Annotated in this window: 21 protein-coding genes; 15 read left to right on the top strand and 6 right to left on the bottom strand. The window is 46.1% G+C overall.

Annotation, left to right across the window (positions count from 1 at the left end; translation table 11 throughout):
- Positions 1-107: 107 nt before the first annotated feature.
- Positions 108-314 carry a hypothetical protein gene (locus A37S_RS0113630; RefSeq protein ID WP_028297468.1) on the bottom strand — a complete coding sequence of 69 codons (207 nt, stop codon included), beginning with the start codon at positions 312-314 and terminating at the stop codon, positions 108-110.
- A 296-nt stretch (positions 315-610) separates the two neighbouring features.
- Between A37S_RS0113630 and A37S_RS0113625 the strand changes: the two genes are divergently transcribed.
- Complete coding sequence (locus A37S_RS0113625; RefSeq protein WP_028297467.1) at positions 611-817, top strand: hypothetical protein; 207 nt, start codon at positions 611-613, stop codon at positions 815-817.
- A gap of 118 nt (positions 818-935) precedes the next feature.
- On the opposite strand, the gene A37S_RS0113620 is transcribed toward A37S_RS0113625, so the two are convergent.
- Positions 936-1,865 carry an SDR family oxidoreductase gene (locus tag A37S_RS0113620; protein WP_028297466.1) on the bottom strand — a complete coding sequence of 310 codons (930 nt, stop codon included), beginning with the start codon at positions 1,863-1,865 and terminating at the stop codon, positions 936-938.
- 283 nt (positions 1,866-2,148) lie between these two features.
- Between A37S_RS0113620 and atpD the strand changes: the two genes are divergently transcribed.
- The 13 genes from atpD (at position 2,149) to ilvA (ending at position 17,034) form a co-directional block, all read left to right on the top strand.
- Positions 2,149-3,651, top strand: a complete 1,503-nt coding sequence (gene atpD / locus A37S_RS0113615; RefSeq protein ID WP_028297465.1) for a F0F1 ATP synthase subunit beta — start codon at positions 2,149-2,151, stop codon at positions 3,649-3,651.
- Positions 3,652-3,736: 85 nt separating this feature from the next.
- A complete protein-coding gene (gene atpC / locus A37S_RS24740) occupies positions 3,737-4,015 on the top strand; it encodes an ATP synthase F1 subunit epsilon (RefSeq protein ID WP_036602504.1) in 279 nt (92 codons plus the stop codon).
- Positions 4,016-4,411: 396 nt separating this feature from the next.
- Positions 4,412-5,305, top strand: a complete 894-nt coding sequence (ilvE, locus tag A37S_RS0113605) for a branched-chain-amino-acid transaminase (RefSeq protein ID WP_028297464.1) — start codon at positions 4,412-4,414, stop codon at positions 5,303-5,305.
- Complete coding sequence (gene ilvD, locus A37S_RS0113600) at positions 5,289-7,019, top strand: dihydroxy-acid dehydratase (RefSeq protein ID WP_036602500.1); 1,731 nt, start codon at positions 5,289-5,291, stop codon at positions 7,017-7,019. Before ilvE ends, ilvD begins: the two co-directional genes overlap by 17 nt.
- 48 nt (positions 7,020-7,067) lie before the next feature.
- Positions 7,068-8,819, top strand: a complete 1,752-nt coding sequence (gene ilvB, locus A37S_RS0113595) for a biosynthetic-type acetolactate synthase large subunit (RefSeq protein ID WP_028297462.1) — start codon at positions 7,068-7,070, stop codon at positions 8,817-8,819.
- Between the two features lie 32 nt (positions 8,820-8,851).
- Positions 8,852-9,442: an acetolactate synthase small subunit gene (gene ilvN, locus A37S_RS0113590; RefSeq protein WP_028297461.1), complete on the top strand. Its 591-nt coding sequence runs from the start codon at positions 8,852-8,854 to the stop codon at positions 9,440-9,442.
- Positions 9,443-9,572: 130 nt separating this feature from the next.
- On the top strand, positions 9,573-10,040 hold the full coding sequence (locus A37S_RS0113585; RefSeq protein WP_028297460.1) for a DinB family protein: 468 nt from the start codon (positions 9,573-9,575) through the stop codon (positions 10,038-10,040).
- A gap of 75 nt (positions 10,041-10,115) precedes the next feature.
- Entirely contained in the window at positions 10,116-11,174 is a 1,059-nt protein-coding gene (ilvC, locus tag A37S_RS0113580) for a ketol-acid reductoisomerase (RefSeq protein WP_028297459.1), read from the top strand.
- Positions 11,175-11,331: 157 nt separating this feature from the next.
- The gene (gene leuC, locus A37S_RS0113575; RefSeq protein WP_028297458.1) at positions 11,332-12,729 is read left to right on the top strand and encodes a 3-isopropylmalate dehydratase large subunit; all 1,398 of its coding nucleotides are present in this window, start codon (positions 11,332-11,334) and stop codon (positions 12,727-12,729) included.
- Positions 12,730-12,806: 77 nt separating this feature from the next.
- Positions 12,807-13,394, top strand: a complete 588-nt coding sequence (gene leuD / locus A37S_RS0113570) for a 3-isopropylmalate dehydratase small subunit (RefSeq protein ID WP_028297457.1) — start codon at positions 12,807-12,809, stop codon at positions 13,392-13,394.
- Between the two features lie 98 nt (positions 13,395-13,492).
- Positions 13,493-14,587: a 3-isopropylmalate dehydrogenase gene (leuB, locus tag A37S_RS0113565; protein WP_028297456.1), complete on the top strand. Its 1,095-nt coding sequence runs from the start codon at positions 13,493-13,495 to the stop codon at positions 14,585-14,587.
- Positions 14,588-14,599: 12 nt separating this feature from the next.
- Positions 14,600-15,760: a 2-isopropylmalate synthase gene (locus tag A37S_RS24735; protein WP_036602536.1), complete on the top strand. Its 1,161-nt coding sequence runs from the start codon at positions 14,600-14,602 to the stop codon at positions 15,758-15,760.
- A gap of 26 nt (positions 15,761-15,786) precedes the next feature.
- Positions 15,787-17,034, top strand: a complete 1,248-nt coding sequence (ilvA, locus tag A37S_RS0113555; protein ID WP_028297455.1) for a threonine ammonia-lyase IlvA — start codon at positions 15,787-15,789, stop codon at positions 17,032-17,034.
- Positions 17,035-17,118: 84 nt separating this feature from the next.
- On the opposite strand, the gene A37S_RS0113550 is transcribed toward ilvA, so the two are convergent.
- Genes A37S_RS0113550 through A37S_RS24725 form a run of 3 tightly spaced genes read right to left on the bottom strand, consistent with a single transcriptional unit; the run spans position 17,119 to position 20,448 of the window.
- Positions 17,119-17,796 carry a LytR/AlgR family response regulator transcription factor gene (locus A37S_RS0113550; RefSeq protein ID WP_028297454.1) on the bottom strand — a complete coding sequence of 226 codons (678 nt, stop codon included), beginning with the start codon at positions 17,794-17,796 and terminating at the stop codon, positions 17,119-17,121.
- Complete coding sequence (locus A37S_RS26320; RefSeq protein WP_157278655.1) at positions 17,793-19,040, bottom strand: TlpA family protein disulfide reductase; 1,248 nt, start codon at positions 19,038-19,040, stop codon at positions 17,793-17,795. The genes A37S_RS0113550 and A37S_RS26320 overlap by 4 nt, the downstream gene beginning before the upstream one ends.
- Before the next feature lies 1 nt (position 19,041).
- Positions 19,042-20,448 (bottom strand): sensor histidine kinase, encoded by a 1,407-nt coding sequence (locus A37S_RS24725; protein ID WP_051293183.1) that lies wholly within the window; start codon positions 20,446-20,448, stop codon positions 19,042-19,044.
- 262 nt (positions 20,449-20,710) lie between these two features.
- Here A37S_RS24725 and A37S_RS0113535 point away from each other — a divergent pair, with 262 nt between their 5' ends.
- Positions 20,711-21,550 carry a porin family protein gene (locus A37S_RS0113535; protein WP_084163906.1) on the top strand — a complete coding sequence of 280 codons (840 nt, stop codon included), beginning with the start codon at positions 20,711-20,713 and terminating at the stop codon, positions 21,548-21,550.
- 111 nt (positions 21,551-21,661) lie between these two features.
- On the opposite strand, the gene A37S_RS0113530 is transcribed toward A37S_RS0113535, so the two are convergent.
- Positions 21,662-23,080, bottom strand: coding sequence for a glycoside hydrolase family 140 protein (locus A37S_RS0113530; protein WP_084163905.1), 1,419 nt, complete (start codon positions 23,078-23,080; stop codon positions 21,662-21,664).
- Positions 23,081-23,099: the final 19 nt, after the last annotated feature.

The raw sequence follows: 23,099 nt of genomic DNA, 5'->3' as shown, positions 1-23,099 counted from the left end.
TTCTTTGGTGTTCCCATAATTAAATCTAACGTTTTTGATGAAAACACTCCTTAAGTTTTTAAAATATCGTGTCCACTTTTTGCTGACGATTTACAAGCCTAATATTTTTAGACAAACAATCGGTCAGCGATAATCAAGACACAAAAAAGGTTTTCATTGAGCAGCACCCCAAAGCAATAGTGATGGCAAAGGGGCAGCTCGTGCCAGAAGTCCTTGTCCTGAATACCCAGTAGGGACTTGATTTTATTGAGTACCGCATCGTCCTCACTCTGGATGATCTTCTCTACTATTTTATATTTCAATGCAGCGTCCATGTCATTCTGTCTATTGATACAAAAGCAAACATAGCCCCCCTTACAAAGAAACAACATCTTGAACCCCTCCTATTGGAATCATTACTTCAGTCTCTCGATCCGCTGAAGGCACAAGCGTTGGCATCAAGGCAAGAAACAGGAAAACCAAGATAAAAATATTGATTTGCTGTTTCAGTACGTGAATCGACCATGAAGTTGGAGGGAAAGAAATGCTATAGAAGTTTGTTTTTCAGAGATCGGCTGCTTATCTTTAAAGGACGAACAGCATTACTACATCAAACCATAGATTCATTACAATGAAACACCATTTTATACTTAAAGCCATAGCAATCTTAGCAATAGGAATAGCATTCTGGATATATGGATCATCAGATGCTATCGCATCTCAAAAGAAAAGGGGAATGTGCGAGGGTTTTGGAATAGGATTGATCGTAGGAGGGGCGATCGTTGGCGCGGTCGGTTTCCTGAAAAAGAAAGAGCAGGATAAGGGATCATTCCGATAGAAATAAGCATAGACGTGGATTTCGGAGGATAGGCAATTTGTATTACGAATTCCATAGCAATGGACCGAAAGGAAAAATAAGAAAAATCATCCAATTCCATTTACTACAAGCATCAGGCCTATCCGGATTTTCCAGCTATTTCCTTCAACTGCCTATCCACTATCCGCAATCCTTCGCCAAAGCTATGCGGCACGTAGTCCAGTTCTTCATACGCTTTTTCCAGGATGAAGCCTGTCCTTTTGGGGCGTTTGGCGTCCTGCTGGAGCGTCTGCGAGTTTTCCTTGCAGATATAGGATTTCTCCAATTGCCAAAATTCGGCAATGGCGTCCACCATGTCGCAAATGCTAAATTCGTCCTTGCCGCTGATGTGGTAAATGCCCTTTGCGCCCCTGTCGGCAATGGTGAGGCAGGCATCGGCAAGATCTTCTGCCAGCGTGGGCATTCGCCACTGGTCATTTACAACGGTGATACTTTGCCCGTTTTCCAGCGCCTGCTTGGCCCAAAGCACGATATTGCTCCTGCTGAGGCTCGGCAATACGCCATATACCAGAATGGTGCGCACGATGGCCCAATTGACCTTTGACGCCTGTATGAGCCTCTCCGCTTCCGCCTTATGCTCCCCGTATAGATTGACGGGGTTCGGCTCGTCTTCCTCATCATATGGGCCTTCTTCTCCGTCAAAAACAAAGTCGGTAGAAAGATGGATAAGGTGGATACCGCGTGCTTCACAGAGCTCCAATATCGTTTGTACCGCTTCTACATTGACCCTGTGGCTTTCCGAAGGATCTCGTTCACAAGCATCGGCATTGGCCATGGCAGCGGTGTGGATCACTACATCGGGGTTCCAGCTGTCGAACATCGCGGATAGGGCTGCCTTTTCCTTCAGCTCGCAGCTAATATAGCGCCAATCTTCGATGAACTTATTCCTATTGTCCCCACGGGAGCTCACCCGCCAATCGAATCGTTCGTCATTTTGCAGCAGCTCTGCCAGCTTCTGCCCCACTAGGCCATTAGCCCCTGTTACCAAAATCTTTTTTACTTGCACCATATAAAAGAATTAACGTTTGATATCCCACAACACCGCCACCTCATCATCTCCTCTCCCAGACAAGGGCAACAATTGAGCCACGTTTCTGTCGTTGACTTAAAAATGTCTTCAGGCATTCGGATATAGTTGAAAGGTACCAGCAGCAAAAATAACTGTCAAACATAAAAATCTTTCATTTAGTTATTTGAATTTACACTATAAAGCTTATTTTTGCAGTCTCGATATAAAAACCTATATTTTAGGCAGTAATACATTAAATAAAACAAATAAGTCTCAACTCAATATGTCCAGTAACGGAAAAATTGCTCAAATTATCGGTCCGGTGGTCGATGTAAGCTTTGCTGACAGCGCCTCCCTGCCGAAGATCTTTGATGCATTGGAAATCGAAAAATCAAATGGCCAACGCCTTGTATTAGAGGTTCAGCAGCATTTGGGAGAAGATCGCGTGCGTACGGTCGCCATGGATTCTACCGATGGTTTGGTTCGTGGAATGCCTGTAATAAGCACCGGAAGCCCCATAAAAATGCCCATTGGCGACGGCATAAAAGGCCGCGTATTTAATGTGGTTGGCGATCCTATTGACGGTTTCAAGAGCTTGGACAAAACGAACGGCCGCCCTATACATAGCCATCCCCCAAAATTTGAAGATCTTTCTACGGAAAGCGAAATCCTATTCACGGGCATCAAGGTGATCGACCTAATCGAGCCTTATGCAAAGGGTGGTAAAATCGGATTGTTCGGTGGTGCCGGTGTTGGCAAAACGGTATTGATCCAAGAACTTATCAACAATATTGCGAAAGCTTATTCTGGTCTTTCGGTATTTGCCGGTGTAGGTGAGCGTACCCGCGAAGGGAACGACTTGTTGCGCGAGATGATCGAGTCGGGCATTATCACCTACGGTGACGAGTTCTTGCACAGCATGGAAAAAGGCGAATGGAACTTGGAAGAGATCAGCGAAGAAGCGCTGAGAAACTCCAAATGTACCTTTGTCTTCGGACAAATGAACGAACCTCCAGGTGCACGTGCAAGGGTGGCCCTTTCTGGGCTGACTGTTGCCGAGTATTTCCGTGATGGGGAAGGTGACGGTGCAGGTCGCGATATATTGTTCTTCATTGACAATATCTTCCGTTTCACCCAAGCTGGTTCCGAAGTATCGGCGCTGCTGGGCCGTATGCCATCGGCGGTAGGGTACCAACCTACTTTGGCTACTGAAATGGGCCTTATGCAGGAGCGTATCACTTCTACCAAAAATGGATCCATCACTTCTGTACAAGCGGTATACGTGCCGGCAGATGACTTGACGGACCCTGCTCCAGCTACTACCTTTGCTCACTTGGATGCAACGACCGTACTTTCACGTAAGATTTCGGAACTTGGGATTTATCCTGCGGTAGACCCATTGGACTCTACCTCCAGAATTTTGAACCCTACGGTTTTGGGCGACGAGCACTACAACACCGCTCAGCGCGTGAAAGAGATCTTGCAACGCTACAAAGAACTGCAAGATATCATCGCCATCTTGGGTATGGACGAACTGTCTGAAGAAGACAAGCTGACCGTTTCGCGTGCAAGGCGTGTTCAACGTTTTCTATCCCAACCATTCCACGTAGCGGAACAGTTCACTGGACTCAAAGGTGTATTGGTAGATATTAAGGACACGATCAAGGGCTTTAACATGATCATGGACGGCGAAGTGGATCAATATCCGGAAGCCGCCTTTAACTTGGTAGGCACCATTGACGACGCAATAGAGAAAGGCAAGAAATTGTTGTCAGACGCGCAATAACAAGAAAAAAAAGAGTGCAAGAGAATAGAGTGCCCGCCCAAATGAACAAAAATTAGGCGGGCCTCTTATAATATAAAGAGAACAAATGAATTTGCAAATTATCACACCCGACAAGTCTATATACAAAGGAGAAGCGATTTCGGTGGTTGTACCTGGTAGTGCAGGCTCATTTGAGATATTGAAACAACACGCCCCCATCATATCTACTCTGGACGATGGCAAAGTAATTGTTCGCCAATCGAAGGGAGTAGAAAGCACCTTCTATATAAAAGGTGGGGTTGTTGAGGTCTTGAACGACAACATTATTGTGCTCGCAGATGGCATATTGAACCGCGAAGCATCAGAAGAAAACAACTCCAATTAGAACATTATGTTCAGATAGAAACAGGCCTGATACCAATCGTCATCAGGCCTGTTTTTTTTCAACTTTCCATGCAATTACTCCTCTTTTGGGAAGAAAATCAACCATAAGCTCGCTGTTCAACCTACCGAATACCGTATACCGTTATAGGTTTTGGTATAGTTGATGCTTGTTTTATATTGTATAAATTCAGAATACACAAAACAAAATTTTGAAATACACCAATAAACACAATTTTATTCTAATTCAACTTTTTGAGCCTCCCCTATTGAAAATTTCATTTTATCATCCTACCTTGAATTTCGATTTGGATATATCAAAAGATAGCGATATAAATAAGTGTGTTTAAATCTTCGGACGAACCTAGGTACAAGGATTTAGGCCCAAAATTTAGAGCGAATGAATTACTACGATCAGTCAACGCAAATATACCTCAATGGGTCTTTTTTAAGTGCCCAGTCTGCTGGCATAAACGTTTATAGTCAAGCTCTTCATTATGGCTATGGTGTATTCGAGGGCATCCGGGCATATAATACCCATAATGGGTCACGGATGTTTAAGGCTGAAGAGCATTTCGAACGTTTGAAGAACGCCTGTGATAGGCTTCATATTCCCTTTCCCTGGTCTATTGCCGATCTGATAGAAAGTTCCTACAAATTGCTCGAGGTAAACAATATGCGGTCTGCCTATATCAGGCCATTGGTCATGAGTGGTTCAGACATGCATTTTTCCGTACCGCAACAATCGAACATACTTATTGCCGCTTGGGAATGGGGACCATTTCTTGGTCAGAAATTGGTAAATCTTACCGTGAGTGCACTAAAAAGATTTGATGCCGAAGCCACTGGTCAGATTCAGGCAAAAATAAGCGGACAATATTTTCAATCCATATTGGCTACCAACGAAGCGCGGTCAAAGGGTTTTGACGAAGCTCTTTTGCTTGACAAAGACGGTTACATAGCACAAGCATCAAGCGAAAATATCTTCATTGAGAAGGACTATAAGCTCTATACCCCTCCCCTGGGCCAAATCTATCCAGGCATTACAAGATCTACCGTGATAGCTATTTGCAACAGATTAAATATAGATGTTGAAGAGAAGCCGCTCACGCTGGCCGATCTAAAAGATGCCGATAGCGCATTCTTATGTGGCACAGCAACAGAGATTATAGGCGTTGCGTCGGTAGACGGTGTTCAGTTTCCTGAAAACTGGACCGAGACATTGGGAGCTACTATTCAACGCACGTATAAAAATCTTGTATTAGAAACAGAAAATTATGAAGTCATCATCTGACATGCTAACTGAAGACGAAAAAACAACAAAAACGAACGAACTTAATAAGTACAGCAGGATCTTTACACAAGACAAGACCCAACCTGCTGCAAAAGCAATGTTATACGGCATTGGCCTCACGGATGCCGATATGGACAAGGCCCAGGTGGGTATTGCAAGCATGGGCTATGACGGAAATACCTGCAACATGCACCTGAACGAACTAGCGCAATATGTAAAAAAGGGCGTATGGGGCAATGAATTGGTAGGTTTAGTCTTTAACACCATAGGCGTTAGCGACGGCATGAGCAACGGCACCGATGGCATGCGCTATTCCTTGGTGAGTCGCGACATCATTGCAGACAGTATAGAAGCAATATGCGGAGGTCAATACTATGACGGACTCATTACCATACCGGGCTGCGACAAGAACATGCCCGGGTCCATTATTGCCATGGGTAGGCTGAATAGGCCATCAATCATGGTCTATGGCGGCACCATCGCACCCGGGCACTACAAAGGACAGGATTTGAATATCGTATCTGCCTTTGAAGCATTGGGACAAAAGATTGCCGGCAACCTTTCAGAAGAGGACTTTAATGGCATTGTAAGGCATACTTGCCCCGGAGCAGGTGCCTGTGGCGGCATGTACACCGCCAATACGATGGCCTCGGCCATCGAGGCCCTGGGCATGAGCCTCCCTTATTCCTCCTCAAACCCGGCGGTGAGCGAAGACAAGAAGAACGAATGCCTGGAAGCGGGCAAATACCTCCGCATCTTGCTGGAAAGGGATATCAAACCGAGCGATATCATGACGCGAGAAGCCTTTGAAAATGCGCTTCGTGTCATCATTATACTAGGTGGCAGCACCAATGCCGTGTTGCATTTCATCGCTATGGGGAAAAGCGTGGGCATAGAAATCACCCAGGACGATTTCCAGCGCATGAGCGATACCACCCCCGTATTGGCCGATTTTAAGCCAAGCGGGAAATATCTCATGCAGGATTTGCATCAGTATGGAGGCATCCCCGCGGTATTAAAATACTTGCTAAACGAGGGGCTATTGCATGGCAATTGCCTTACCGTAACGGGAAAAACGATGGCGGAAAACCTGTCTGACGTAACACCCATCGATGAAGTGGATCAGGATATTATCCATACACTGGACAACCCACTGAAACCGACCGGGCACCTGCAAATATTGTATGGCAACTTGGCCGAGGGCGGCAGTGTAGCAAAGATTTCCGGCAAAGAAGGTGAGCGCTTCGTGGGTCCCGCACGGGTTTTCGACGGGGAACATGACCTCATAGCGGGTATATCTTCTGGAAGAGTACATAACGGGGATGTAGTGGTTATCAAAAACGAAGGCCCTAAGGGAGCGCCCGGTATGCCCGAAATGCTGAAACCCACTTCTGCCATTATCGGTGCCGGATTGGGAAAAAGTGTTGCCCTGATCACCGATGGCCGCTTTTCGGGTGGCACGCATGGCTTTGTGGTGGGTCATATCACGCCAGAAGCCTACGAAGGCGGGCTGATAGGCCTTGTGAAGGACAATGACATCATCGAAATAGATGCCGTCAACAATACCATTAATTTGCTCATCAGCAAGGAGGAAATTGCCGAAAGGAAGAAAGGCTGGCAACAACCCCCGCTTAAAGTAACAAAGGGCGTGCTCTATAAATATGCCAAGACCGTATCTAACGCCGCAGCAGGCTGCGTTACGGATGAATGCTAAAGATCAAATGAAGCCAACAACGACAATATAGACCAAAATTAGGTTTTTATGAATACGATCGACATAACGAAGGTTCAGGCGGAAAGCCAAGCGGAAGAAGTAGCAGAAATGACACAGATAAGTGGTTCAAAGGCCGTAATGGAGGCCTTATTGGCCGAAGGCGTGGACACCATTTTCGGATATCCGGGAGGAGCCATCATGCCCATCTACGATGCCTTGTACGACTATACAGATCGCTTGAAACATATCTTGGTACGGCACGAGCAAGGAGGGATACACGCGGCGCAAGGCTATGCACGTACCAGCGGCCGCACGGGGGTAGTCTTCGCTACCAGCGGACCGGGAGCAACCAACCTGGTTACCGGCCTTGCCGATGCCATGATAGATAGCAATCCCATTGTCTGCATCACCGGACAGGTCTTTGCCCATCTCTTAGGAACGGATGCTTTTCAGGAAACGGACGTTATCAACATCACTACGCCTGTCACCAAATGGAATTACCAAGTGACCGACGCAAACGAAATCCCTATGGCACTGGCCAAGGCTTTTTATATAGCCCGAACTGGCCGCCCCGGGCCGGTACTGATCGACATCACCAAAAATGCCCAGTTCCAGCTGTTTGATTATGCTGGGTACACTCCATGCCATCACATCCGTAGCTATAGGCCCAAGCCTATCATAAGGAAAGAGTATATAGAACGTGCTGCCGAACTGATAAACAATGCTAAGAAACCTTTCGTCCTATTTGGCCAAGGAGTTATTTTGGGCAAGGCGGAAAAAGAGTTCAAGGATTTTATCGAAAAAGCCGGTCTTCCGGCAGGTTGGACCATTATGGGACTAAGCGCCTTGCCTACAGACCATCCCCTGAACGTAGGCATGTTGGGTATGCACGGCAACTATGCCCCCAATGTGATGACAAACTCCTGTGACGTGCTTATCGCCGTGGGCATGCGTTTCGACGATCGGGTCACCGGCAGGCTGGACAAATATGCCAAACAGGCAAAAATCATCCACTTGGATATCGATCCGGCGGAAATAGACAAAAATGTTAAGACCACGGTTCCCGTTTGGGGCGACTGCAAAGAGACATTGCCTTTATTGACAAGCTTGATAGCAGAAAACAAGCATGAGGAATGGCTTGCCGAATTCCGCAAGCTGGAACAGGAAGAAATCAAACAGGTCATTCACCCCGAATTGAACCCAACCAGTGATGAAATGACCATGGGGGAAGTACTTCGCCTACTCAATGAACTAACGGATGATGATGCCGTTATCACTACCGATGTGGGCCAACATCAGATGGTAGCCTGCCGCTATGCCCGTTTTAAGCAAAGCAAGAGCAATGTCACTTCTGGCGGGTTGGGGACCATGGGTTTTGGCTTGCCGGCAGCAATAGGTGCCTGGTACGGTGCGCCTGATAGAACCGTAGTAGCTATCATAGGTGATGGCGGTATACAGATGACTATCCAAGAACTAGGAACCATCATGCAATTTGGAGCCAAGGTGAAAATCTTGATTCTCAACAACCAATTCTTGGGCATGGTACGCCAATGGCAACAAATGTTCCACGACAAGCGCTATTCATTTGTAAATATCACAAGTCCTGACTACGTCACCGTAGCACAAGGATACCATATTCCGGGAAAGCAAGTCTGCAAAAGGGAAGATCTGAAAGACGCTCTCAAAGAGATGCTCGACCATGACGGTTCCTACTTACTGGAAGTGATGGTCACTAAGGAGAACAACGTATTTCCCATGGTACCTCAAGGCAGCAGCGTGAGTGAGATAAGATTGAAATAATGGTTAATTGCCTTTTTAATTTTTAATTTACAATGGAAAAACAAGAATATACCATCACCTTATATACAGAGAACACTATTGGCATGATCAATAGGATCTCTATTATCTTCTCGCGCAGGAAGATCAATATAGAGAGTTTAAACACTTCTCCATCGGAGGCAGAGGGCATCCATAGGTTTACGATTGTCATCAATGAAACGGAGGAAGTAGTACGCAAACTATGCCGCCAGATAGAGAAGCAAGTAGAGGTACTTAAAGCCTACTACAATACCAATGACGAGCTGATCTGGCAAGAACAAGCTTTATTTAAAGTTTCTACCGATGTAGTTGCAGAAAAAGCCCCCATCGAACGTTTGCTGCGCGAGTACGGAGCGCATGCCGTGGTGATAAGAAGCGACTATACTGTGTTTGAAACGGCAGGGCATCGCGAAGAGATAGACAAGCTCACCGCTGCTCTTGCCGAGTATAATTTAATCGAATTTGTCAGGGGTGCGCGCATTGCCATCATCAAGGACAGCGAAGGTTTCCACAGGAAGCTCAAAGAATTTGAGCAAAGTGAGCCCGCTCAAGAAGTGGTGGAAAACGAGTTCCTGAACAAGCAGGACAAAGTGTTTACCATGTAGTTGATTGGTCAGCCAGTCATTCGTCATTCCGAGCTTGATAGAGGGATCTCATTCGCCCCTGGGCGGCCGGGAGAACTAAAAGCTGACAGGTTAATTTGATAAGGCAAGCAATAATAAAAGGAATTAAAAAGTGAAAGAGACGTTCAAATATATCATCCGTACAAGAGAGCTATTTATAGCGCTATTGGATACGCTTTCTATCGAACAGATCAATGAGATCCCGCAGGGATTTAGGAACAACGTGGGCTGGAACTTTGGACATATCGTAGTGAGTACTCCAGGTCTATGCTATCTCCGAACAGGGGTAAAATATGCTCCAGCAGATGTCCCATTTCTAGCTGACTACCGCAAAGGTTCAAAACCCGAAAAATGGATTGAGAGTGCGGAAATTGAAGCATTAAAGCAATATGCGTTTTCATGGATTTCTCAAATAGAGGAAGACCTAGGAAATGGTGTATTTGCCGAGATGAAGCCCTTTGCTACCGACACCTATGGATATGAAATGACCAGCATCGAGGAGATTGTCACCTGTTCTTTGGCACACGACAATATGCACTACGGATATGCGTTGGCACAACGTCGGGCATTGAAAAAATGAATTAAAAATAAGGGCATCCACCAATAATTGGAGGATGCCCCATCAAAAATAAACACCAATAAAAACAACGTAAAAATGGCAAAAATCAATTTTGGGGGCGTTATAGAAGACGTAGTAACCCGTGAGGAGTTCCCCTTAGAGAAGGCACAAGAAGTATTGAAAGACGAGACCGTAGCTGTCATAGGCTATGGTGTTCAGGGTCCTGGACAGGCTTTGAACCAAAAAGATAACGGCATCAACGTGATTGTTGGTCAACGTAAAAATTCCAAATCATGGGACAAAGCCGTAGCTGATGGTTTCGTACCCGGCGAAACTCTTTTTGAAATAGAAGAAGCGTTGGAAAAGGGCACCATCATTTGCTACCTTTTGAGCGATGCAGCTCAAATTGAGCTATGGCCTACCGTGAAAAAGAATTTGACAAAAGGCAAAGCCTTGTATTTTTCACACGGCTTTGGCATCACGTTCAACGAGCAAACCGGCATTATTCCTCCAGCAGATGTAGATGTATTTCTCGTTGCTCCTAAAGGATCTGGCACATCGCTGCGCCGCATGTTCCTGCAAGGCCGTGGGCTCAACTCCAGCTACGCCATCTTCCAAGATGCCACAGGCAAAGCGAAGGACCGTGTAATTGCACTTGGTATCGCAGTGGGCAGTGGTTATCTTTTCGAAACAGACTTCAAGAAGGAAGTATTCTCCGACCTTACCGGCGAGCGTGGAACGCTAATGGGCGCTATCCAAGGGATCTTTGCTGCCCAATACCAAGTATTGCGCGACAATGGCCACTCACCTTCAGAAGCCTTCAACGAAACGGTAGAAGAGTTGACGCAATCCTTAATGCCTTTGGTAGCAGAAAACGGGATGGACTGGATGTATGCCAACTGTTCTACCACGGCACAACGTGGCGCGCTAGACTGGTGGAAAAAGTTCCGTGATGCTACAGCTCCGGTATTTAAAGAATTATATGAAAGCGTTGCAACTGGCAAAGAATCACAACGCTCGATCGACAGCAATAGCCAACCAGATTATCGGGTAAAACTAGAAGCTGAATTGAAAGAACTGCGCGACAGCGAAATGTGGCAAGCAGGTAATGCCGTACGTAGCCTACGCCCAGAAAACCAACCAGAAACGGTTTAAACTAAGCTAACAAGCAAGACCGAGCGTTATCCGCCAACTGGTGGATAACGTTTCGGTTCTTTTACAAGAAAGCGGAATCTATAAACCAATTTCCGTATTTTCGCAAACGCTAAACAAACAACGATCCCTCTTAGTGAACTTGGAGGAAACAAAAAATATGGGAAAGACATTATTTGATAAGATTTGGGACGCACATGTCGTCAGCACTAAGGAAGGGTTTCCGGATATCTTGTACATCGATACGCATTTTATCCATGAGGTAACCAGTCCACAGGCTTTTAATGGCCTTCGCCAAAGAGGCATTCCTGTTTTCCGCCCTAAGCAAACCGTGGCAACAGCAGATCATAACGTCCCTACCCTTCATCAAGACCAACCTATAAAAGAGGAGCTATCTCGCCTTCAAGTAGAGATGCTCACCAAAAACTGTGCAGAATTTGGCATTGAGCTATACGGCCTGGGCCATCCTTATCAAGGCATAGTACACGTCATAGGGCCGGAACTCGGTATCACTAGACCTGGTTGTACCTATGTATGCGGCGACAGCCATACTTCTACTCACGGTGCTTTCGGGGCCATCGCCTTTGGCATTGGTACTTCCCAAGTAGAGCAGGTGATGGCTACGCAATGCTTATTGCAGCAACGCCCAAAAAGAATGAAAATTGAGGTCAATGGCCAGCTCCAAAAGGGCGTAGGAGCCAAAGACATTATACTATATATTATATCGCAAATATCTGCTGCCGGAGGCACGGGGTATTTTGTAGAGTACGCTGGCGACACCATCCGCTCGCTAAGCATGGAAGGCCGGATGACCATCTGCAACATGAGCATCGAAATGGGAGCACGGGGAGGATTGATTGCCCCAGACCAAATCACCTTTGATTATGTGGAGGGACGTGAATTTGCCCCTAAAGGTGATGCCTGGGACAAAGCATTAGCCTATTGGAAAACGCTTTTCTCTGATGATGATGCCGTGTTTGACAAGGTCTATAGCTTCCGGGCTGAAGATATAGCCCCTATGATTACCTATGGAACGAATCCCGGTATGGGCATAGGCGTAGACGAAAAAATTCCGGATGCTGGTCAATTTAGCGATCAGGAGCAATTGTCCTATAAAAAGGCACTACAGTACATGGGTCTCCAAGACGATACTCCTATTGAGGGACATCCGATAGATTACGTTTTTATAGGAAGTTGTACCAACTCCCGCATCGAGGACCTAAGGCAAGTTGCCGAGTTTATAAAAGGAAAGAAAAAGGCCGATGATGTGACCGTGTGGGTCGTACCCGGGTCAAAGCAAGTGGAACAACAAGCCATCAAAGAAGGTTTGGATAAGGTATTTGAGGCCGCGGGCTTTGGCCTTCGTGAGCCTGGCTGTAGTGCTTGCCTGGGGATGAACGAAGATAAAATTCCGGCAGGGAAATATTGCATCTCTACTTCAAACAGGAATTTTGAAGGAAGGCAAGGGCCAAACTCACGCACGTTTTTGGCCAGCCCGCTCATGGCCGCAGCCGCTGCTGTAACGGGTAAGGTAACGGATATAAGAGAATTAATTTAGTTGCGAGTTGCCCGTTATGAGTTGCGAGTTTCCATTCGTGCTCACAACACACAACACACAACTGACAACAAAAAAAGATGGCAACAAAAACATTTCAATACATACAGTCGGGCGTGGTACCGATCCCTACGGAGAACATTGATACGGATCAAATCATCCCTGCACGCTTTTTAAAGGCAACAACCAGGGAAGGTTTTGGCAATAATCTATTTAGGGATTGGCGTTACGACAGTGACAATAAACCGATAACGGGTTTCGTTTTGAATGACAATACCTTTTCGGGAAAAATATTGGTAGGAGGAAAGAACTTCGGTTGCGGTAGCAGTCGCGAACACGCGGCTTGGGCTATTTCAGACTACGGCTTTGACGTAGTGGTAAGCAGCTTCTTTGCCGATATCTTCAAAGGCAATGCACTGAACAATGGCTTGCTGCCCGTGCAGGTGAGCGAAGCGTTTCTCCAAAAGATTTTTGCTGCGGTCTTTAATGACCCCAGCACAGAACTGGAAGTGAACCTGGAAAAACAGACAATCACGTTGCTGAGCACAGGCGAATCGGAGGAATTTGAAATCAATCCGTACAAGAAGGCTTGCTTAATCAATGGCTACGACGATATCGATTACATCTTGAGTAACATAGATAAAATAGAGGAATACGAAAAAAGATAGAATATGAAGTCTAAGGTATATGGTTGTAAGGTTTGAGGCTGTGTCAAAGCCCTATGCCTTCTACCCGCTTGCCTTATCCCTTCTCGATACCAATAAAAATGAAAAAGAATATTCTAGTAATACCGGGTGATGGCATTGGCCAGGAAGTGACCACATGGGGAAAGGCAGTGCTGGAACAGGTGGCTACGCAATTTGGTCATGACTTTAGTTTTGATGAAGCCATTATGGGCCATACGGCTATAGAAGCCATGGGCAATCCCCTTCCGGATGATACATTGGCAAAAGCAAAGGCTTCGGATGCTATACTTTTCGGTGCCATTGGCCATATCAAGTACGACAATGACCCCACGGCCAAGATACGGCCCGAGCAGGGCTTGTTGAAAATACGGAAAGAACTTGGTCTTTATGCCAATCTACGTCCTATCTTGTTGTTCGATGAATTGCTGGATGCTTCGAGCCTCAAACCTGAGGTACTTCGGGGTACAGATATATTGTTTTTCAGGGAGCTGACCGGCGATGTTTATTTCGGCGAAAAGAAACGTTCAGAAGACAACAATTTTGCTTCCGATCTGATGAACTACCATCGCTACGAAGTAGAGCGTATAGCTATCAAGGCCTTTGAAGCAGCACAGGCCAGGTCAAAAAGACTATGCTCCGTAGACAAGGCCAACGTACTGGAAACTTCCAGGCTGTGGAGGGAGGTGGTACAGGAAGTGGCAAAGCGGTATCCCGAAGTGGAAACCGAGCATATGTTCATTGACAATGCGGCCATGCAATTGGTAAAGAACCCGAAGAAATTCGATGTGGTACTAACCGCCAACCTTTTTGGAGACATCCTTACGGATGAAGCTTCTCAAATAGCAGGCTCCATGGGTATGCTGGCTTCAGCTTCTATCGGCGACAGCACCGGTTTCTTTGAACCGATCCATGGCTCTGCGCACGACATAGCTGGCCAGAACAAGGCCAACCCTTTGGCTTCTATCCTCTCGGCAGCATTGATGCTGGAGATTGCCTTCGGCCTGACCGAAGAAGCCAAAACCGTGACTAAGGCCGTAGCCGACGTGTTGAAAGCGGGCTATCGCACGGCCGACATCGCCGATGCAAAGACTGATAGCAAGCAGGTGCTTGGCACCAAGGAAATGGGCAAGCAGGTGCTGCAAGTAATCGCTCAAAAACAGGAAATAGCAAACTAAAAAACCTAAGATATGTTACACGATCCAAATCACCTGTACATCTTTGACACCACGCTACGCGACGGGGAGCAAGTACCTGGCTGTCAACTGACCACAGTAGAAAAAATTGAAATTGCCAAAGACCTGGAAAAACTCGGCGTCGATATCATCGAAGCTGGCTTTCCGGTGTCTAGCCCTGGCGATTTCCAAAGCGTGGTGGAACTTTCCAAAGCGGTAAACGACGTCATTATTTGCGCCCTTACCAGGGCCAATGAAAACGATATCGATGTGGCGGCAGATGCCTTGAAATATGCTAAACGCCCCCGTATCCACACCGGCATCGGTGCATCGGATATGCACATTCAATACAAATTCAACAGTACGCGCGAGGCCATCTTGGAGCGTGCCGTGGCAGCCGTAAAGCATGCCAAGAAATATGTGGAAGACGTAGAATTCTATGCGGAGGATGCAGGACGTGCAGACCTTGAATTTCTTGCCAAAATGATTGAAGCGGTCATTGCTGCGGGTGCCACTGTAGTGAATATACCCGATACAAATGGCTATTGCTTGCCCGATCAGTACGGTGCGAAGATTAAATTCTTGAAAGAGCACGTAAAAAATATCGATCAGGCTATTATCTCGGCTCACTGCCACAACGACTTGGGGCTTGCTACGGCCAATTCCATAGCCGGCGTACAGAACGGTGCCCGACAAATCGAATGCACCATTAATGGCATAGGCGAGCGTGCGGGAAATACCTCGCTAGAGGAAGTGGCCATGATCATGAAGGTGCATCAGCAAAGTCTAAAGGTGGGAACCAATATCAATAGCAAGCTGTTCACCCATATAAGTCGGAAGGTGAGCGAAATGATGAACATGCCCGTGCAACCAAACAAAGCGATTGTGGGACGAAATGCTTTTGCCCATAGCTCGGGAATCCATCAGGATGGTTTCTTGAAACATCGCGAGAACTACGAGATCATCAAGCCGGAAGATGTAGGTCTGGCCGAGGCCGATATCATCCTTACAGCCCGTAGCGGGAGACACGCCTTAAAGCATCATCTAGAGCGGCTCGGTTTTTCCTTGGACAAGGAGCAACTGGCCGACGCATACAAACGTTTCCTCGACCTTGCCGACCAGAAAAAGCAAATAACGGACGAAGATCTGATAAACTTAGTAAAAGTAGAAGCTTAGCCTAAAGCCAAGCATAACAGCATAAAATGACAACAGAAGATTATGTACTCGATAGTGAAGCGGCACTGACACGTATCAAAGACGTGGTAAACCGCACACCTTTGCAGTACAATGCACGCCTATCCGAGCGATATGGTGCTGATATATATCTAAAAAGGGAAGATTTGCAAGTAGTACGTTCCTACAAATTGCGAGGAGCGTACAATAAGATAAGTAACTTGCCGAAAGAACAGCTCCAAAAAGGAGTAGTCTGCGCCAGTGCGGGCAACCATGCCCAAGGCGTGGCGTTTTCTTGCAAGAGGCTTGATATTCCTGGTGTCATTTTCATGCCCACCCCCACTCCGAGGCAAAAGGTGAGCCAAACGGAGATGTTCGGCAAAGGCAATGTGAAAATTGTCCTCGTTGGTGATACGTTTGACGATTGCCTTGCCGAAGCTTTGCTATATACCGAGGCTCACGGCATGACTTTCATCCCTCCCTTTGATGACCCAGCCATCATAGAAGGCCAAGGTACCGTAGGTGTAGAGATACTGGAAGACTTGCCAGATGTGGAGGCCATCATCATACCAATAGGAGGCGGTGGCCTGGCATCGGGTGTGAGCCATTACCTTCGTAGTAAAAAAAGCGATGTGCAACTATGGGGCGTAGAACCTGAGGGAGCTCCTTCCATGAAAGAGGCGCTTTTACGCCACCATCCAGTGGCCTTGGATAGTATCAACCGATTTGTAGATGGCGCTGCGGTGAAGCGCGTGGGAGACCTCACGTACCACTATTGCCAAGAACTCTTGAACCGCATGGAATTGGTACCCGAGGGAAAGGTCTGTACCACCATCTTGCGTTTGTATAATGAAGACGCCATCGTAGCCGAGCCAGCGGGGGCACTATCTGTGGCGGCTCTCGACCTATTCAAGGGGGAAATAAAGGGCAAAAAGGTAGTTTGCATCGTCAGCGGCGGGAACAATGACATAGACCGAATGGCCGAAATCAAGGAGCGTTCCTTGCTATATGAAGGGCTGAAACATTATTTCATCGTTCGCTTTCCGCAAAGGCCTGGAGCACTCAAGCTATTTGTTACTGAAGTATTGGGTCCCAATGATGATATCACCCGTTTTGAATTTATAAAGAAAACCGAACGCGAACGTGGCCCCGCCCTGGTAGGTATTGAACTGAAAGAGGCTAATGACTATGCTGCGCTGCGCCAGCGTATGGACGATTATAATTTTGACGTGATAGAGATCAATAACGACCAGACCTTGTTTGAGTATTTGATCTAAAAGCTTAAAGACTAGAGAAGTTATACTTTAAACAGTATTTTCAAATGGTAGTTGGATTTACTTCGTCAAATCAACCCCATTCACTTAAACGAGGTTTTTCTTATAAGAAGTACTAACGGGAAGATAATGTCCTCCTTTTACCATGACCTGGTCTCGATCCATTCGTTCTATCTTTTGTCTGTTGACCATGAAGGAGCGGTGAATGCGCACAAAATCCCCCTCTTGCAATAGCAGTTCGCATTCGGCCAGCTTCAATCGGCCCGTCGACTGGCCGTTCTTGTGGAAGAAAGTCACATAATTGCCGTTGGCTTCCAAGAAGATGATGTCATCGAGTACGAGCTTTACCTGCTGGTACCCGCACTTTACCATAATGCTTTTGTTCTCCCGCTCTGCCAGTTCCGTCCTTAGTTTCAATAGTTCGTGGGCTTTATGAACAGCCTTTTCAAACCTCGTGAAAGAAAAGGGCTTCAACAGATAGTCCACCGCATCCAGTTCAAAACCTTGTACGGCATGCTCGGCATAAGCCGTAGTAAAAATAACCAAAGGGGGAACTACCAATTTTTTGAGCACGTCCATCCCTGAAATGTCGGGCATGTTGATGTCTAGGAACAATATATCCATCGAATGGTCTTCCAAGTACGTTATTGCCTTGAAGGCATTGGTAAAGTAGGCCTTCAATCTTAGGAAATCCAACTTTTCGGCATGTGAACGAATCACCTCTAGGGCAATGGGTTCGTCGTCTATGGCTATGGCAGTTATCATTTGTTCAATTGTTCCTCCAATTGTTTATACAAGGCCTCTCCATTACTGGGCCGTAGGGCATTTGCATTTACCAGATTCCCTTTCTTATCAAAGATAGCGTACGTGGGATAAAAACGGGGAACATTTTCTGTCCTCAAGAGATCAACCCAAAAAGGCTCCATTTCTTCGCTGCTTTTGCAAAGATGATAACCTGTCAGTTCGTGAAGGAACACGAACTGCCGCCACTTATCTTCACTACCTTTCTCCTCCATGGCCAGGTATATGAAAACCAAATCGTCCTGATCCTTAAAATGCGTTTTCATTGCCTTTGTATGCTGCACAAGTTCGATTATACAGGGACCGCACCAGGTGCCCCAGAAATCCAGGTATACTACCTTTCCTTTATGTGGTCTTATTAGCTCGGCCAACGATTTTATGTCTGCTGCCTTTTTGACCAATACGATGTTCTTGTTTTGTTCGGTTTGGGCAAGCATTTCTTCCAGCTTCAGCATTTCTCCATCACATAAGGGGAGATAAGTGCTGTTGGGAAAACTACTGACCATTACACCGCGTATGGCGGCAGTCTTCAGTAAATCTTTCTTTTCCACATTATCCAACAATTGGTTTGCCAAATAACGTTCTGCCAAAGCTGCGGGCAAGCATTTTTCAGCATAAGGAATCTTCAAAAATGTCTCTCCATACTGCATAGCTAAATGTTTAAGCGAATCGATAGGCAGTCCGATCTTCTCGGAAAGGATACTCTCTCCATTTTCCCTCGCTTGAAGAAACAACTCTAGCAATTCGTTACCTACATAGGTATCCATATAACGATTGGCCGATATACTATAGATCAAATCTTTTACCAATGGAAGACGTGTGTCCATCGAAATCGTGTCGGCAAGACGCTTCCATGCCTGATCTCGACTCAACTTAACCCGTATTCCGTGGCATAGATCGTTCAAAGCATTGGCATAATAATAGCGAATATCCGTCCTTGCAGCATCTATATGGATAGCCAGCAAGGAGTCTCTCTCCTGCCAAATTTTTGGCAATAGAATCGTCAGTATGGAGTCCCCACTCCATTTGTTATAACCGCCTGTGAACAAGGTATTGACCAAAAGGCTTTCCTGTCTCAAAAACTCTGGCTCCCCTATTTGCTCCAAAAGCAAACTTGGGGAATTATGGTTTGATTGCTGTGCAAAACAACACAGTACATAGGAAAACGTGACGAACATACTGATCACGCAACATCTTACATTTTTCATTTTACAATTTTATAGTTAAGTGTACGAAAAACTCTCGGGTCGTTTCCCTAATCACTAGATCGTATATGCCTGGATACAATAACTCCAGCCTTTGCCGCACATTCTCCAGTCCTATGCCCGAATGGTTTCGCTCTGGGTCGCTAGCTGCCCCCCTATGAATACTGTTGTATGCGTCAAAATGCAATTGTCCTTCTGATTCTTTCAGACTGATCTTTATCCACGACTTCTCCTGCAAGCTAATGCCGTGCTTGAAAGCATTCTCCACAAAAGGAATGAGAAGCATAGGCGCAATATAGACACCTTCCAAGACATCTGTGATATCGCAGTCCACGGTGACTTCTGGCGTAGTGGCCGTGCGGAGCAGCTGCAGGTCAATATAATTACGTAGATACGCTATCTCCCGAGCTAGCAATATACTATCCTGATGGTTCTCGTGCAGCATAAAGCGCATCATATCGCCCAGTTTTTGGATGCTGTCTGCCGTGCGTGAGGCGCCCTCCTGCAAGGCCGTGCCGTAGAGCGTATTGAGGATATTGAATAGGAAATGGGGGTTGATCTGGGATCGCAGGTGCTTTAAGTCGGCCGAGGTCTGCCCAAGTTCCTTTTTCAGGTCTACCAACTGTGCGATGCGCTGCCTTTGTTGCTGGAATACGTACCAAGAAAGCGGCAGGATGATGATGGCGATACACATCCACACCAAAAAGAAAATAACGCCTCTTGACCCCATCATTGACATGAAAAGAACGCCAAAAGGGATAAAAAGGACAAAAGACAAGGGTAAGGTTACCAGGATGAACTTGTCCACTCCGTGCTGGCGCCTTTCCATATGCGGTATGAGCCAATAGGTAATCAGCGCAAAGAGGATATAGGCATAAGGTACGGCCACCATCCACAAAGCCGCAAGCTCTGGCGCTAGAACCATTAGGAGCAAAAACACCAGTGCTCCGATTCCAAAGACTACCAAACTTTCCTGCCCAATACGTCTGGTCAGGTTATTTCGATGTAGTTTCAGGTAGCGTATCCCTCTCTTTATCCCCTCATAGGCAAACAATAGTAAGAAGAAAACGCAAACGATGCCCAAAGCTTCACCAAGAAAATCGCTCTGCGAAAAAGGTACTTCATGACGGGGATATCTATTGGCCCAAACACATGCCGCAAGGGCAAACCAAGTAACGAAGAAAAGTGCTAAAGTAAGCACAATACCCAATTCTATTCTCTTTTTGCGAAAACAAAAGGGGGATATACCCTGCGTAAAAGCGACAAAAGCAAGGTATATAAATGTGGGAATAGCCATTTGTGCAAACAACTGTATGCTGTCTGCGTTGCGCATACTATTTGCCCAAACAACGATAAGGATAAAGACGTAAATGGCCGTAGCCAATATCGCTTCGATTCGCCTATTTTTCATTTTCAATGATTTAATTTACAAAGGCAATGATAGCCAATAGCCATTTACCAACAAAGCAACTGGGGTGAAAGTACCCTTTCTTGGGATGAAAAGGCCACAGGGCATATTATTACACTGGCATGTCAGTTGTTTCGCGAGAATTAAGCATCTTGCGTCTCTATATGAAAGTGACATAGATCATTGTCGTCATTCTATGCCTAGCTTACCGTTAAACCGCGATATATCGTTCTTTATTATTCCGTACACTTAAATTCAATTTAACATGAAAAAATTATTATCACTAACGCTACTCATGGCCTGTGCTATGGGGTTCACCTACGCTCAATCTGTGGATATTGGTGTCAAAGGGGGGCTAAGTATCCCCAATCTTTCGGCATCCGGTTCGGAGACAACTCCTTTGAACGAGGGGTACAGTTCAAGAACAGGTCCCGGCTTTGCCGTATTTGCCGACATCAAGTTCTCGAAATTGTTTTCCATACAGCCTTCTATTGAATTTTCCGCACAGGGGGGTAAAAAAAATGGGCTTCAGGCATTTCCAGCAGAAGATTTCGCCGCAAAAGCAGAAGGATTGATTCCAGCAGAACTTCTTCCAGCTATTACCTCACAGTTACCACAATACCTGTATGCCGACTTCAATAGTACGGCGAAGATGAATTATCTTCTGGTTCCCGTCTTGGCCAAATTTGGGTGGGACTTTTCGCAAGAAAGTCCGTTTAGGTTCTATGCAGGCGCAGGTCCCTTTGTAGGATTTTTGATGAGTGCCAAACAGATAACAAGTGGCAACAGTCAAATCTACTTGGACGAAGGTGGCCAAACTCCATTGACTATTTCCATTCCAAATCCCCAGGATCCAAGCTCGCCTATCACAATCCCGGTACCTGCATCCGATTTCAATGCAGAGACGGATATCAAAGATCAGTTGAACAAAGTGAATTTCGGCTTTCAGGCCAATGTTGGGTTATCTTATAAGATTAACAGAAGTTCTATATTTGTTGAAGGTGGTGGCAATTATGGCCTGATAAACATACAAAAGGGCACGGCCAACGGAAAGAACAATACCGGAGCAGCTACAGTGATGATCGGTTACGCTTATTCTCTGTAAAGATCGATTACCTAAAACTTTACCATGGGCACGCGCCATGGTAAAGTTTTAAAATTTGGTAGAAGGAAGTCGTTGCCAGCATCAACTGTTTAATTCTCTAAAAACCTAATTCTAATTGTCAAATTGTTTTCCGGTACCGGGAGGTGGAAATTTTGCCTCCACATCATCAAGCACCAATACCCAATCGTTGCCGATTCCATTAGTGGGAGGATGAAACCCTTGCGTTCCCGTTTTCGGAAAATCACCTATTTTATATGCTCTCCCTGAACGGACATCATACCACCAGGCCGTAATTGTCTTACCAGAAAGTTTCAATAAATCCACTTCAAATGGCTTTCCACTTTCTGAATAAACCATTGCGTAGGAGCCATCGTTATCACGCGTTGCCGTTATTCTGTTGTGGTTATCATAGGCATCTATTACGATCCCTTGGTCTGGTATCCTGTTAAAAAAGGGGCGACTTTCCATCAACTCCTTGCCATAGCCGACCTGATAAGAACCGATCAGGCCAAGGGATTCCCGCCAACTGCGTATTGGCCCGTTCACCGGTTCTCTGTCGGAGTTCCAAAATTGCCATATCGCATGACAGCCATAGGTATGTCCGAATGCCCCCGAGAACACGGCATGGTAAAATCCACGCCTTACATGCAGGTCATTGGAAGTTCCATTCTTTTCACGATCGAAGTCTATGGGATGTTCGTCATACAATGGTTCGCCGTCAATAATAGGCTTAATGGGAAGCTTGTTGTAATCTCTCGTCACCACTTCCCACACATTGTAATCGTAGGCATGGCCATTTTGCTGCATGTTGAAATGCATCCATACCTCATCTGGAAAAAGCTCAGCAGAACTGCCCTTGCCCCAGGGATGATAGGTCATCAAGAATTTTGTATAATCTTCCTTCCCTGTGATGCCGATGGCGACACCTTTCGCCATTGCCCGCACAATATGTTCCTTGCCTCCAAGCCAACGGTCGCCACCTAGGATCCAAATGATATTTTTCCTGTCTTTGTACCTACTGCCGATATACCTGCCATACGTTTCCGCGCTATATTCATCCGTAAAAATAACGGGACCAACTCCCCATTCCTGAGCGATCTTATCTCCCCAAGTGGGCAGCAATCCAATAACGAGTCCTAGAGAATCCGCCAGATCAATTGCAAAATCCACGTGCTCAAAATATTTTTCGTTCGGCACCGTAAACTTATCGTCTTTAAATGGCAGCTCTCCATATGCGTTCGGTGCCCGCAGCCCGTCCAACTCGGCAAGGCATACGGCCTGGATCACCGTGAATCCCTTCATGGCCCTGTCTTGCATATACATCCGGATTTCGGAACGGTCAAGACGGTGAAACAATTCCCAGGCCGTGTCCCCTAAGTAAAAGAAGGGCGTGCCGTCTGCATACTGGAGAAAGCGCTTATTAGGGTGAACTTCTATTTTTCCATGTTTGGATGTCTGGGCGACTACCATGTTGACTTCTACACACTGAAAAGCTGCTATCAGGGCGATGATGAGGTTTGTTTTAATCATCTCAAGCTAATTTTATAAC

Source organism: Olivibacter sitiensis DSM 17696 (assembly GCF_000427965.1).
GTDB lineage: Bacteria > Bacteroidota > Bacteroidia > Sphingobacteriales > Sphingobacteriaceae > Olivibacter > Olivibacter sitiensis.
This window is presented reverse-complemented; position numbering and strand designations above follow the sequence as displayed.